This window comes from Streptomyces sp. NPDC057694 (assembly GCF_042799415.1).
Lineage (GTDB): Bacteria > Actinomycetota > Actinomycetes > Streptomycetales > Streptomycetaceae > Streptomyces.
This window is the reverse complement of record NZ_JBHVIX010000026.1, coordinates 71131-84535: the sequence shown is the minus strand read 5'-3', so window position 1 is coordinate 84535 and position 13405 is coordinate 71131. Positions and strand designations below refer to the sequence as shown.

Below are 13405 nucleotides of genomic sequence, written 5' to 3'. Positions count from 1 at the left end.
GAAGAGCTCTAGTGATGGCGGGCCCGGCGCGCCGCGCTGTGACCCGTATCCGATGGTGACAGTGGACGCGGCGGGCAGCGTGCTGTCCTTCAACGAGCAGGCGGCCGCCCTGCTCGCGCGGATCGGTGTCGGTGCCGCGCTGGCCGAGATCGCCCCCGCCTGGCTGGCCGAGGCGCACCGCCGGCATGCCGGCGACACGAAGCAGGAACCGTCGGCCTGGGCGGGCGGCCGGATCGGCGAGCTGCGGGTGAAGGCGCTCGCGGGACCGGGCGCGGCGGGCACGGTGACGTGGTGGCTGGTCAGTGACAGCGCTCCGGCCGGCGCCGCGCAGGAGCTGGCGCGCGAGCGGGCGCGGGCGAGCCTGTTGCAGGAGCTCTCCTCCGAACTGCTCGCCTCGCTGGACGTGGCGCAGTGCCGGGCGGTGACCGTGCAGCGGGCGGCCCGGCATCTGGCGGACGCGGCGGTCCTCGTCGGGATGAGCGACGGGCGCGGCTTCCCTGTCACCCGGTGCACCGCAGGCGGGCCGGTGACGGAGGAGCGGATCGCCTTGGATCCCGGTCAACTGCCGGGCGTGGCCGAGGCCTTACGCGGTTTCCCCGCGGTGTCGTCGACCTGGACCGATCCGCGTACGGTGCCGTCCTGGGCCGTGCCCGAGGGGTTCGTGGGCGAGGCCGCCGCCGTCGGTTCGGTGGTCGTGGTGCCGCTGCCCGGGCACGGCACCCCGTCCGGCTGTCTCATCCTGCTGCGCCACTCGCACAAGACGGCGTTCACCTCCGCCGAGGAGCAATTCGCCCGGCTCTTCGCGGCCCGCGCGGGCGCCGCCCTCTCCCTGGCCCGCAGCCACGCCCGGCAGGCGCACTTCACCGACGTGCTGATGCGTGATCTGCTGCCGCCCGTCCTCGGCCGCGTCCACGGCATCTGCTTCTCCGGCCGCTACCGCAGCTCGACCGCGGGCGAGCGCGTCGGCGGCGACTTCTACGACCTGTATCCCGCGGCCACGCCGGACGGCGAGACCGTCGCGGTGCTGGGGGACGTGTGCGGCAAGGGGGTGGAGGCCGCGGTCGTGGCCGGCCGGGTCCGGTACACGCTTCGGGCGCTGCTGCCGTTCGCCGCCGACCACACGCGGCTGCTGACCCTCCTCAACAGCGCGCTGCTGGCCTCGCCGCAGGCACCTTTCGTGACGCTGGTCCTGGTCAGCGCGGTGCGCCGGGCCGCGCAGGTGCGGCTGCGGATCACCGGCGCGGGGCATCCCGCCCCGCTCGTCGTGCGCGCCACGGGCCAGGTCGAGGAGGTCCCGGCCGGCGGCACGCTGATCGGCGCGATCGACGACCTGGAGTTCCGGACCGCCGAGGTGGTGCTGGATCCGGGTGAGACCTGCCTGCTGTACTCCGACGGCATCACCGAGGCGCGCGGGGGGCCGCTGGGGGACGTGATGTTCAGCGAGGACAGGCTGCGCACGGTGCTCGCCCGGTGCGCGGGGATGCCGGCGGGGGCCGTCACCGAGCGGGTGCAGATGATCGCCGCCCAATGGCTGGGCGAGGGCCCGCACGACGACATGGCGGTGCTGGCGATCGGCGCGCCGGGGCGACCGCCGGGCGCTCGTCGGCGCCGCTGAACGACCGACCGCGACCGAACGACCTTGAACACAGAACCGCGAACGCAGAACCGTGAACGACCCGGCCCGGAAAGGGTGAGCCACGTGACCGGTGGCGAGAACAACGACTTCACCTCCTCCCTCGCCTCACCGCGCGAGCAGCTGTGGCAGGCGCTCCACGAGGGCGACGAGACCTCCGCCGTGGCGGTGGTGCGCCGCGCGCTCGGCGCGGACATCCCGACCGCGGAACAGATGCGCGCCGCCGGTGAACGGGTGCTGCTCGAACTGATCGCACCGGTCCAGGAACGGCTGGGCGCGGCCTGGGCGGCCAACGACATCACCGTGGCGCAGGAGCACGCCGGTACGGCGATCAGCGAGCGGTGCGTCTCGGCCGTCGCCGACGCCACCGCATCCGCCCGGCCCGGCACGCCGGCGGGGCGGGTCGTCGTGGCGTGCGTCGACGGCGAGTGGCACGCCCTGCCCGCGCGTCTGGTCAGCGAGGTGCTGCGGCTGCGGGGCTGGCGCGTCGACTACCTCGGGGCGCAGGTGCCCACCGAGCACCTGGTGGCCCACGCCCGCTACACCCGCACCCGGGCGGTGCTGGTGTCCTCGTCCATCGAGACCCTGCTGCCCGCCGCCCACAACGCGATCAGCTCGATCCAGGGGGCCGGGTTCCCGGTGATCGCCGGAGGCGCCGCGTTCGGTCCGCAGGGCGCCTACGCCCGGCTGATGCGGGCCGAGTGGGCCGCGGACGCGCGGGGTGCGGCCGCCCTCCTCGCGGGGAACCCGCGGCGGCCCGGGACGCGCGCGGTCCGCCCGCCCGAGGCGGACCTGCCGCACCTGGGCGACGAGGAGTACACCATGGTCCGCCGGACCGGGCGGCAGCTGGTCAAGCAGGCCCTGGCCGACGTCGAGGAGGGCTTTCCCGAGATGCGCTGGTACAGCCGGTACCAGAACGAGCGCACCGCCGAGGACATCGAACACATCGTCAACTACCTGGCCACCGCGCTCTACGTCGACTCCCCCGACCTGTTCGCCCGGTTCATCACGTGGACCGCGGACATCCTGGCCGCCCGGGGCGTCCCGCCGCGCTGCCTGCTCGCCGCGCTGGACTCGCTCCTGAACCAGCTCAAGGACTTCCCCCGCGTGTTCGGCATCCTCGACACCGCCCGCGGAGTCATCCACCGATAGGCGGACCGCCTCCGGCGCCAGAGGCCGCGCCATAAATGACTCGTCATGGCACCACGCGTGTGCCATAGTGGCACCACTGGCAGCGCGCAGTGGTGCGCCGAGTCATCGACGGGGGCGGGGATCATGGAGACAGCACAGAGAAACGAGCGGAGAGCACCCGGAGCCGCCGCGGCGTTCGCCCGGTTCGTGCTGTGCGGGGGCGGCGTGGGGGTCGCCTCCAGTTTCGCGGTGGCGGCCGTCGCCGACCGGCTCCCCTGGGCGCTGGCCAACGCCCTGGTCACCGTGGTCTCCACGCTGCTCGCCACCGAGCTGCACGCCCGGTTCACCTTCGGTGCGGGCGGACGGGCGAGCTGGAGCCAGCATGCGCAGTCGGCCGGATCGGCGGCGGCCGCCTATGTGGTGACCTGCCTGGCGATGGCCGGTCTGCGGTACCTGGTGGACGCGCCGGGCGCGGTCCTGGAGCAGGCCGTCTATCTGACCGCGTCCGCGCTGACGGGCGTCGCCCGGTTCGCGGTGCTGCGGCTCGTGACGTTCGCCCGCGGCCGGGCGGAGGCGGACCGGGCTAAGGCCCCGGTCGCCACCCGCCCGGTGCCCGCGGCCCCGGTCGGCACCGCGGCGCTCTGCCCCGCCGCCTGAGGAACGCCCGAGGGACGCCCGAGGGACGCCCGAGGGACGCCCGAGGCGTCAGGCGTCGAACCGCGGCTCGCCGCGCAGGAGTTCGGACACGTCGGACCCGGTGGGCAGCTCCCGGGGCTCGGCGCCCCGGCGCAGCAGCCGGGCGGCGCGCTCACCGAGGACCGTCGCCCGGTCCCCGTCCACCCGCAGCCAGGACCCCTCGCGCAGGCCGAGCACGGGGACGTCGTTCTCCTCCAGGAACTCGGTGAGACGCTCCTCGCGGGTCTCGCCCTTGTGGGTGGAGGACGGGTCCGCGTCGAGGTAGTGCGGGTTGATCTGGAAGGGGACCAGACCCAGCGTCTCGAAGGACGGCGGCTGCACGATCGGCATGTCGTTGGTCGTCCGCAGGGTCGGCGCGGCCATGTTGGTGCCCGCGCTGGCGCCCATGTACGGCAGACCGCCGCCGACCGCCTTGATCAGGGCGTCCCGCAGACCCGTCCGGTACAGCGCGCTCAGCAGCCGGAAGGAGTTGCCGCCGCCGATGAACACCGCGTCCGCCGAGACCAGTTGGTCCAGCGGGTCGCCGCCCTCGTGGACGCCGCGCACGTCGATGCCCGCGCCCTCCAGGGCGCCGCGCACCTTCGCCGTGTAGGCGTCGTGGTCGGCGAGCGCGTACGGCACGAAGGCGAGGCGGGCCCGCGCGGGCAGGAAGCCGGTGACGGCGTCCAGGGCGTGGGCGAGGTAACCCCGGCCGTACTGGGTGGAGTTGGAGAGCAGCAGCAGGTTCACGGGAGGGAGGCTCCAGACAACGGTCGTGCGGGTGGGGTCAGTTGGCGCGGGTGCGGCGCCGGTTCTGCGGCGGGTGGGTGAGGCGCTGCTCCAGCAGGCGGGCCGCCCTGCGCAGCGCGTCGAGCCGGTCGTCGGGCCCGTCGGGGAAGCGTTCCTTGGCGGCGCCGAGGCTGAGGCTCCCGTAGGGCTCGCGCCCCAGGAACACCGGCACGGCGACCGTGCCGATCCCGGCGTCGTACTCGCCGACCGTCCAGGCGTAGCCCTGGGCGCGCACGGCGCGGAACTCCCGCTCCAGCTCGTCGGGTTCGGTCACCGTGCGCTCGGTGAAGCGGGCCATCGGGCGGCCCCGGAAGAGCCGGTGGCGCTGGTCGTCGGGCAGGAACGCGTAGTACGACTTACTGGTGGCGCCCGCGTGCGCCGGGTACAGCTCGCCGACCAGCGGGTAGTAGCGCAGCGGCCCCGACTCCCCCTCGACGGCCGCGACGCAGCGCATGTGGAAGTTGTCGGGCAGGCAGAACAGGACCGTGTCACCGGTCGCGGCGCGCAGCTCCTCCAGGACCGGCCCGGCGAGCAGCTCCAGCGAGCCCGAGCGCTCCCAGAGCCTGCCGAGCCGCAGCACGGCCGGGCCGATCCGGTAGCGCCGCGTCGCCGGGTCCGAGACCAGGAAGCCGCGCCCGGCCAGCGTCGAGAGCAGCCGCTGGGCGACCGAGGTGTCCCAGCCGAACTCGTGGGCGACCTCGGTGACGCCCCAGTCCGGGCGGGTCCGCTCGAAGGCGAGCAGCACGAGCAGCGCCCGGTCGACGGTCTGCAGGGCGCCGGCCGGGGTCTTCCGGTCCAGCGGGATCTCGGTCACCGCATCTCACCATCCAGACCCTTATTGCAAATAACGGGAAACAGTTGCCGACAACGCTATCGGATCCCGAATCTGCTGTCAGCACCCGCGCAGTCGGACAGCGACCCGCGCAGCCAGGAAGTGAGAGGGACCCCCGCATGCTGAAGTACGTCCTGGATGTCGTCGATCTGCTGGACGACCCCGATGCCGACGGCAAGCGCGCCGTCGCCTATCTCGACTCGGTCGCGGGCCCGGAGGGCTCGGGCGCCGAGGTCACCACGGTGGAGGGCGAGCGCGGCTCGACCGACTTCGTGCTCGTCCGCATCCCGGGCGCCAAGGGCCGCAGCCGGGGCGGCAGCGCCCGCACGCTCGGTGTCGTCGGCCGCCTCGGCGGGGTCGGCGCCCGGCCCGAGATGACGGGCCTGGTCTCCGACGCGGACGGCGCCGCCGCCGCGCTCGCGACCGCCGCCAAGCTCCTCGACATGCGCCGCCGCGGCGACGTGCTCGACGGCGATGTCGTCGTCGCCACGCATGTCTGCCCGGACGCGCCCACCGCACCGCACGACCCGGTGCCGTTCATGGACTCGCCCGTCGACATCGCGACGATGAACCGGCACGAGGTGACCGCCGACATGGAGGCCGTGCTCTCCATCGACACCACCAAGGGCAACCGCATCATCAACCACAAGGGCCTCGCCCTGTCCCCCACCGTCAAGGAGGGGTGGGTGCTGCGGGTCAGCGAGCAGCTGGGCGAGCTGCTCGCCGTCGTCACCGGTGAGCCGTTGGTCACTTACCCCGTGACCACGCAGGACATCACCCCGTACGGTAACGGTGCACATCACATCAATTCGATCCTCCAGCCGGCCACGGCGACCGCCGCCCCGGTCGTCGGCCTCGCGGTCACCTCGGCCGCGGCGGTCCCCGGCTGCCAGACCGGGGCCAGCCACGAGAGCGACATCGCGGCCGCCGCCCGGTTCGCCGTCGAGACCGCGAAGGCCTTCGGCGGCGGGCGCCTCGACTTCCACGACGCCGAGGAGTTCGGCGCCCTCGTGAGCCGCTACGGCCCGCTCACCCACCTGCAGACCCTCGGCACCACACCCACGGAGTCGTGACGCCATGGCCACCACGAAGAAGAACGTGGGCAGCGACGACTACGCGCTGTCCCGAGTCCCGCGGGACAAGCGGCTCGGCTTCTGGACGATGCTGCTCCAGTGGCTCGCCCAGTCCGGCTCCATCTCGCAGTTCACCCTGGGCGCCACCATCGGCGTCGGCATGACCTTCGGCGACGCCTTCCTCGCCTTCACGCTCGGCGCGGTGATCCTGGAAGTCGTGATCTTCCTGATCGGCATGGCGGGCATGCGCGAGGGCCTCTCGACGCCGCTGCTGACCCGCTGGGTCGGCTTCGGGCGCAACGGCTCGGCGCTCGTCAGCTTCGTCATCGCGGTCAGCCTCGTCGGCTGGTTCGGCGTGCAGAACACGATCTTCGGCAACAGCGTCTCGTCGCTGATCGGCGGCCCGTCGTGGCTGTGGTGCATCGTCGCGGGTCTCGCCATCACCGTCCTGGTGATCTTCGGCTTCCGCTACATGGCGGTCTTCGCGAAGATCGTGACCCCGCTGTTCTTCGCGATGGTCGCCTGGTCCGTGATCGACGCGCTGAGCGAGCACTCCCTCGGCGACCTCATCAGCTCCCCGCCGCCCGGCCAGGCCATCCCGCTCTCCGTCGCCGCGACCGCCATCGCGGGTGGCTACATGACGGGCGCGATCGTCGCCCCGGAGATGACCCGCTACAACAAGAAGGGCAGCCACGTCTTCCTGCAGACGGCGTCCTCGATGATCCTCTCCGAGTACATCGTGGGCCTGACCGGCGTGCTGCTGGGCCACATGGTCAAGAGCAACGAGGTCTCGCAGATCGTGCTCTCCACGTCCGGCGTCTTCGGTGTCCTCGTCGTCCTGATGTCGACCGCGAAGATCAACGACTGGAACCTGTACGGCTCCTCGCTCGGCGTCGTCAACTTCTTCCAGGTCGTCTTCAAGAAGCGCCTGCACCGCGGCGCCGTCACCATCGGCCTCGGCATCGCGGGCACCGCCCTCTCGGCGGTCGGCATCATGACCCACTTCACCGACTTCCTGTCGGTGCTCGGCGTGGCCATCCCGCCCATCGGCGGCATCATCGTCGCCGAGTACTGGGTGGTGCGCCGGATGCGCGGACCGCTCGACGCGACCCGCGAGGCGGGCACCCTGCCGAAGACGTCCCCGACGTGGGTCCCGATGTCGCTGGTGATCTGGGCCGCCGCGTTCTGCGTCGGCAAGTTCTACGACGGCGGCATCCCGGCCCTGAACTCCCTGGCCACCGCGTTCGTCCTCTACACCGTGCTCGGGCTGCTCGGCTGGATCAGGACGTACGGCACCACCACCCTGGCCGACGACGATGACGACGCCCGTCCCGTCGCCGCCGAGCACACCCCCGTAGGAGCGGCATGACCACCCCCGCCACCCTCGCCTCCGAGGACGCCCAGCGCGAAGTCGTCGAACTCTGCGCCGAGCTGATCCGCTTCGACACCTCCAACCCGACCAGCGACGAGCGGGCCTGCGCCCGCTGGGTCGCGGCCACCCTCGCCGAGGTCGGCATCACCTCCGAGTTCGTCGAGAGCGCGCCGGGCCGGGCCAGCGTGATCGCCCGCATCGAGGGCGCCGACCGCTCGCGGGGCGCCCTGCTGGTCCACGGCCACCTCGACGTCGTCCCCGCCGACGCGGCCGAGTGGCAGGTCCCGCCGTTCTCCGGCGAGATCCGCGACGGCTACCTGTGGGGCCGCGGCGCCATCGACATGAAGGACACGGTGGCCGTCATGCTGGCCACCGCCCGCCACTTCGCGCGTACGGGCGTCAAGCCGGCCCGCGACCTGGTGCTCGCGTTCCTCGCCGACGAGGAGGCGGGCGGAAAGTTCGGCGCGCACTGGCTCGTCGAGCACCGCCCGGACCTCTTCGACGGTGTGACGGAGGCGATCGGTGAGGGCGGCGGATTCTCGTACGCGCTCGACGACACCCGGCGCCTCTACCCGATCGAGAACGCTCAACGCGGCATGGCCTGGATGGAGCTGACCGCGACCGGCCGGGCCGGGCACGGCTCCTCCCCCAACGACGAGAACGCGGTGACCGACCTCGCCGAGTCCCTCACCCGCATCGGCCGCCACACCTTCCCCGTCCTTCTCATCGAGCCGGTGCGCGCCCTGCTCCAAGAGGCCGCCGACCTCAAGGGCGTGAAGATCGACTTCGAGGCCGAGGACCTGGACGCCGAGCTGGCCAAGCTGGGCCACGTCGCGGACTTCATGCAGGTGGTGCTCCGCAACTCCGCGAACCCCACCATGTTCACGGCCGGCTACCAGACCAACGTGATCCCCGGGAAGGCCACGGCCCGCGTCGACGGCCGCTTCCTGCCCGGCCACGAGCAGGAACTGATCGACGCCATCGACGCGCTGCTGCTCCCCTCGGTCTCCCGCGAGTGGGTCAACCACGACATCGCGATGGAGACGACGTTCGACGGCCCGCTCGTCGACGCCATGTGCGACGCGGTGCGCGCCGAGGACCCGGACGGCCACCCGGTGCCGTACTGCAACCCGGGCGGCACCGACGCCAAGGCCTTCACCCACCTCGGCATCCGCTGCTTCGGCTTCAAGGGCCTGAAGCTGCCCGCCGACCTGGACTACGGGCGGCTCTTCCACGGCGTCGACGAGCGGGTGCCGCTGGAGGGCCTGCGGTTCGGGGTGCGGGTGATGACCCGGCTGTGGCAGGGCTGCTGACCGGGCGCCCGTCCGCGTACGGCAGCATGTGGGCATGACCACTTCAGGGAGCACCCCGGGCCCGGACGTCCTCGCCGCCTTCGAGAAGGCCAAGGGCTTCATGCCGCTGGGCGAGGGGCTCGCGCTGTACGCCGCCGCGGTCGACGCGGCGGCGCTCGGCCTGCCGCTCCTGGAGGTCGGCACGTACTGCGGGCGCTCCACGATCCTGCTCGCCGACGCGGCCCGCGCCGCCGGGGTGACGGCCCTCACGGTCGACCACCACCGCGGCAGCGAGGAGCAGCAGCCGGGCTGGGACTTCCACGACCCGGAGACCGTCGACCCGGTCGTCGGACGGATGGACACCCTGCCCACCTTCCGGCGCACGCTGCACGCGGCGGGCCTGGAGGACCACGTGGTGGCGCTGGTCGGGAAGTCGCCGCAGGTGGCGAAGGTCTGGGGCGGCAAGCTCGGCCTGGTCTTCATCGACGGCGGCCACACCGACGAGCACGCGGGCGCCGACTACGAGGGCTGGGCACCGCACGTCGCGGACGGCGGGCTGCTCCTCATCCACGACGTCTTCCCCGTCAAGCACGACGAGTGGACGGGCCAGGCCCCGTACCGCGTGTACCTGCGGGCCCTTGAGTCCGGGGCGTTCACGGAGGTCTCGGTACACGACTCGCTGCGCGTCCTGCGACGAACGGGAGCGGGGATCTGACAGCGCGGTTATCGTCGAGGCGTGTCATACGTGGGCCCGGACGGGGACGACTTCGAAGACTTCTACCGCGACGACGATCCGCAGCGGGGACGCGGCGGCCGCCGGTTCCGCGGCCGGCCCGTGCTGATCACGTTCGCCGCCGTGGTGCCGACCGCGCTCGCCGCCTGGGTGTTGTGGCAGGTCGTGCACGGGCCGAGCGAGAACGAGCCGCCGAAGGTGCTGCCCGCCGCGGGCCAGTCGGCGTCGACCTCGGTACCGCCCTCCTCGGCGTCCCCGAAGTCCGCGTCGCCCTCCTCCCCCTCCCCGTCGAAGTCCTCGCCGACCCCCTCCAGGACCGCGCCGAAGACACCGTCCACACCGGCGGCCGGCGGCTCGGGAGCGCTGCGCGGCAAGGTCGTCGTCATCGACCCGGGTCACAATCCGGGGAACTTCAAGCATCCGGCCGATATCAACCGGAGTGTGAACGTCGGCAACGGCAGCAAGGAGTGCGACACCACCGGGACCTCCACCAACGGGGGTTACACGGAGGCCCAGTTCACCCTGGACGTCGCCCGCCGCCTGCGCTCGATCCTCGAACAGCAGGGCGCCACGGTGCAGTTGACGCAGAACGGCGACCGGGCCTGGGGCCCCTGCGTCACCGAGCGGGCCGCCATCGGGAACAAGGCGCACGCCGACGCCGTCGTCTCCGTCCACGCCGACGGCTCCGCGGCGGGCAACCGCGGCTTCCATGTGATCCTTCCCGCATCCGTGCACGTCGGCGCCGCGGACACCCGCGCCATCGTCGGCCCGTCACGCAATCTGGGTGAGCGCATCGCGGGCAACTTCCTCAAGGTCACGGGCGAGCCCCCGTCGAACTACATCGGCAAGGGAACGGCCCTCGACACCCGCTCCGACCTGGGCGGACTCAACCTTTCGACGGTTCCGAAGGTCTTCATCGAGTGCGGCAACATGCGGGACTCGCAGGACGCCGGGCGGCTCACCTCGGGCACGTGGCGGCAGAAGGCCGCCCAAGGCATCTCTGAGGGAATCGTGAGTTTCCTGCGCGGGTAGCTGTCACCCTGTGGATCTCGGCAGACACCCGCAGGATCCGGACGATAGTGTCGTCCGTACCGTGTGGGGTCATCCCCGCGCTCTGCGCCGCCTCCACCGAAGACACAGACGACTGACGAAGGACCTCCTGAAGTGAATATCCGCTCCCTCACTCGAGGCGACGGCGTGGTGATCGGAGCAGCGGTACTGCTCATCATTGCGTCGTTCCTCGACATCTACTCGATCGACGGTGCCGGTTCGAACGCCGACCTTCCCAACTCCTGGGGAAGCGGTCCGGTCCTGATGAGCGTCGTCCTCTCCGGGATCATCGGTGCCGCGCTCATTGTCGTGAACCGTGGGCTGCCGCAGCCGCGCAAGGTCGTCGGTCTCGACCTCGGTCAGTTCGGCATCGCGGCGACCGTGTTCGCCGCCTGGGGAGCGCTCGGCAACATCTTCGACCCGGCGGGCGGCTTCGACAATGGGAGCAACAGCTTTGCGATCAGCGCCGGCATCGGCCTGATCCTCGCCCTCATCGCGACCCTGGTCATGGCCGCCGCGGCCGTCGCCACCGCGATCGTCCCCGCGCTCCAGGCCCCCCTCCTCGGCGCCCCGCGCCCCCAGCAGCCGCAGCCCTACGGCGGTCAGCCGCAGGGTGGCTACGGCTACCCGGGCGCGCAGCAGCCGGGCCAGCCGTACGGCCAGCAGCCGGGGCAGCCCGGTCCGGGTCAGCCCGGCCAGCCCGGTCAGCCCGGCCCCGGCCAGCCCTACGGCCAGCAGCCGCAGCCGCAGGCCGCCGCCCCGGCGCCGCAGCCCGCCGCCCCGCAGGGTGGCGCCTCCGACTTCTCGCCGTTCTGGTTCGCCGTTCCGGTGCCGCGTCCGCTGTACGCGGAGGACGGCAACCCGACGCCGATCGCCGAACTGGCCCCGGGTACCTGGTACTTGGCCGTCGAGCAGCGCGGCCCGGGCCTCGTCGCCCAGACGCAGGACGGCCGTCGCGGCGTCCTCCAGGACACCACCGGCATCCAGCGCGGCTGACCCGCGCAGCGCCTCACGTCAGGCCCCTCGCCCACCTTCCGGGCGAGGGGCCTTTCGCGTACAGTCACCGCAGAACTGACGCACCATCAGATAGCGGCGGCAGGAGGGGCTGACCACATGCGCCTGGGCATCGCACTCGGCTACTGGGGACGCGGACCGAACCCCGATCACCTCCCGCTCGTGCGCGACGCGGAGGAGCTGGGCTACGACTCGGTGTGGACCGCCGAGTCCTGGGGCAGTGACGCCTTCACGCCGCTGACCTGGTTCGCCGCGCACACCTCGCGCATCCGGCTCGGCACCGCGATCGCGCAGATGGCGGCCCGCTCCCCCACCACGACGGCGATGCACGCGCTCACCCTCGACCATCTCTCGGGCGGGCGCATGATGCTCGGGCTCGGACTCTCCGGGCCGCAGGTCGTGGAGGGCTGGTACGGGCGGCCGTTCCCGCGTTCACCGCTGACCGCGACGCGCGAGTACGTGGACGTCGTACGGCAGGTGCTGCGGCGCGAGGGACCCGTGGCGGTCGACGGGCGGTTCCACTCCCACCCCTATCGCGGCGAGGACGGGACCGGGCTCGGCAAGCCGCTCAAGCCCATCACGCATCCGCTGCGCGCCGATCTGCCGCTCCTGCTCGGCGCCGAGGGGCCGAAGAACATCGCGCAGACCACGCGGATCGCGGACGGCTGGCTGCCGCTGTACTGGTCGCCGACCCGGACCGACGTGTACGAGGCCTCGCTGACCGGCCTCCGCGAGGGCTTCATGATCGCCCCGATGGCCCGGGCGAAGGTCTGCGACGACGTCGCCGAGGGGCTGCTGCCCGTCAAGGCGATGCTCGGCTTCTACATCGGCGGCATGGGGCACGCGACCCGCAACTTCCACGCCGACCTCATGGCACGGATGGGGTACGAGGCCGAGGCCCGGCGGATCCAGGAGCTGTTCGCCGAAGGGCGACGCGAGGAGGCGGTGCTCGCGGTGCCGGACGCGTTCGCCGACGAGATCTCGCTCGTCGGGCCGCGCGCCCGCATCGCCGAACGTCTGGAGCTGTGGCGCAAGGGGCCGGTGACGGACCTGCTGGTCCTCTCGCCCGACCCGCACACCCTGCGGGTCCTGGCGGAGCTCAACTCCTGAGCCCGCTCCCGGTCGGCTCCCGAACGGTCAGGAGCCGCTGGTCAGTTGGGACGCCGACGGCACCTTGTCCTTGACCTCGGCGCCCGCGCTCTTGCCCGCGTCCTTGACGCTGTTGATGATGTCGTCGAACGACCCGGCCACCGAGTCCACGCCGTCGCCCTTGCGCAGCTTGCTCGGCAGGTCCTTGAGCGCGTCGATGCCCGCGGTGAGCGGCGCGACCGCCTTGGAGAGCGTGGGGTCGCCCTCGGCGTTCTTCGACGCGGCCTTCAGCCGGTTGTAGGTGAGCGCGCCCGCGAGGCCCGCCTTGACCAGCGCGAACTTACGGCCGTCGGCGCCGCTCTTGAACTTGCCCGCGCGCCACGGCTTCACGATCCACTGATAGGTGGCTCCGGCCGCGATGCCGGCGTTGGCGACGAACCGGGTCTTGGCGAGCTTCTGCCGCTCGGCCGAACTGGACGGCGACGCGGACGACGACGAGGCGGTGTCCTTGTCGTCACCCCCGCACGCGGTGGTCCCCGCGAGGAGGGCGCCGCACAGGAGGACGGACACGACCGTACGTCGCAGGGGAAGAGAAGAGCTGAGCACCGCGGGTACCTCCGGGGTGGGGCTGCACACTTCCCCGAAGCGTCACCCGTCCCTCACCCCTCCGCCACTCGGGAGCGACCGTACGGGTTTCATCGAAAGAGTTGCGGTCAGACGGA

At 72.3% G+C, this 13405-nt stretch carries 13 protein-coding genes; 10 read left to right on the top strand and 3 right to left on the bottom strand.

Features of this window, described 5'->3' with window-relative positions; translation table 11 throughout:
* The first annotated feature begins 52 nt into the window (after window positions 1–52).
* The 3 genes from ACFVDP_RS36475 (at window position 53) to ACFVDP_RS36465 (ending at window position 3421) form a co-directional block, all read left to right on the top strand.
* Window positions 53–1615: a PP2C family protein-serine/threonine phosphatase gene (locus ACFVDP_RS36475; RefSeq protein ID WP_383499443.1), complete on the top strand. Its 1563-nt coding sequence runs from the start codon at window positions 53–55 to the stop codon at window positions 1613–1615.
* Window positions 1616–1699: 84 nt separating this feature from the next.
* Window positions 1700–2785 carry a B12-binding domain-containing protein gene (locus tag ACFVDP_RS36470; protein ID WP_383499440.1) on the top strand — a complete coding sequence of 362 codons (1086 nt, stop codon included), beginning with the start codon at window positions 1700–1702 and terminating at the stop codon, window positions 2783–2785.
* A 123-nt stretch (window positions 2786–2908) separates the two neighbouring features.
* A complete protein-coding gene (locus ACFVDP_RS36465; RefSeq protein WP_383499437.1) occupies window positions 2909–3421 on the top strand; it encodes a hypothetical protein in 513 nt (170 codons plus the stop codon).
* A 48-nt stretch (window positions 3422–3469) separates the two neighbouring features.
* Here the strand turns inward: ACFVDP_RS36465 and pepE are convergent, their stop codons facing one another.
* Window positions 3470–4189 carry a dipeptidase PepE gene (pepE, locus tag ACFVDP_RS36460; protein WP_383499434.1) on the bottom strand — a complete coding sequence of 240 codons (720 nt, stop codon included), beginning with the start codon at window positions 4187–4189 and terminating at the stop codon, window positions 3470–3472.
* A 37-nt stretch (window positions 4190–4226) separates the two neighbouring features.
* Window positions 4227–5042 carry an IclR family transcriptional regulator gene (locus ACFVDP_RS36455; RefSeq protein WP_383499431.1) on the bottom strand — a complete coding sequence of 272 codons (816 nt, stop codon included), beginning with the start codon at window positions 5040–5042 and terminating at the stop codon, window positions 4227–4229.
* Between the two features lie 137 nt (window positions 5043–5179).
* Here ACFVDP_RS36455 and ACFVDP_RS36450 point away from each other — a divergent pair, with 137 nt between their 5' ends.
* The 7 genes from ACFVDP_RS36450 (at window position 5180) to ACFVDP_RS36420 (ending at window position 12704) form a co-directional block, all read left to right on the top strand.
* Complete coding sequence (locus ACFVDP_RS36450) at window positions 5180–6133, top strand: DUF1177 domain-containing protein (protein ID WP_383499428.1); 954 nt, start codon at window positions 5180–5182, stop codon at window positions 6131–6133.
* A 4-nt stretch (window positions 6134–6137) separates the two neighbouring features.
* Window positions 6138–7502 (top strand): cytosine permease, encoded by a 1365-nt coding sequence (locus ACFVDP_RS36445; RefSeq protein ID WP_383499425.1) that lies wholly within the window; start codon window positions 6138–6140, stop codon window positions 7500–7502.
* Complete coding sequence (locus tag ACFVDP_RS36440) at window positions 7499–8818, top strand: M20/M25/M40 family metallo-hydrolase (RefSeq protein WP_383499422.1); 1320 nt, start codon at window positions 7499–7501, stop codon at window positions 8816–8818. Before ACFVDP_RS36445 ends, ACFVDP_RS36440 begins: the two co-directional genes overlap by 4 nt.
* A 34-nt stretch (window positions 8819–8852) precedes the next feature.
* Complete coding sequence (locus tag ACFVDP_RS36435) at window positions 8853–9512, top strand: class I SAM-dependent methyltransferase (RefSeq protein ID WP_383499419.1); 660 nt, start codon at window positions 8853–8855, stop codon at window positions 9510–9512.
* A 21-nt stretch (window positions 9513–9533) separates the two neighbouring features.
* On the top strand, window positions 9534–10562 hold the full coding sequence (locus ACFVDP_RS36430) for an N-acetylmuramoyl-L-alanine amidase (protein ID WP_383499416.1): 1029 nt from the start codon (window positions 9534–9536) through the stop codon (window positions 10560–10562).
* A 132-nt stretch (window positions 10563–10694) separates the two neighbouring features.
* Entirely contained in the window at window positions 10695–11576 is an 882-nt protein-coding gene (locus ACFVDP_RS36425) for a hypothetical protein (RefSeq protein WP_383499413.1), read from the top strand.
* A gap of 117 nt (window positions 11577–11693) precedes the next feature.
* Entirely contained in the window at window positions 11694–12704 is a 1011-nt protein-coding gene (locus ACFVDP_RS36420; RefSeq protein ID WP_383499410.1) for an LLM class F420-dependent oxidoreductase, read from the top strand.
* 27 nt (window positions 12705–12731) lie between these two features.
* Here the strand turns inward: ACFVDP_RS36420 and ACFVDP_RS36415 are convergent, their stop codons facing one another.
* A complete protein-coding gene (locus ACFVDP_RS36415; RefSeq protein WP_383499407.1) occupies window positions 12732–13289 on the bottom strand; it encodes a hypothetical protein in 558 nt (185 codons plus the stop codon).
* Window positions 13290–13405 lie beyond the last annotated feature (116 nt).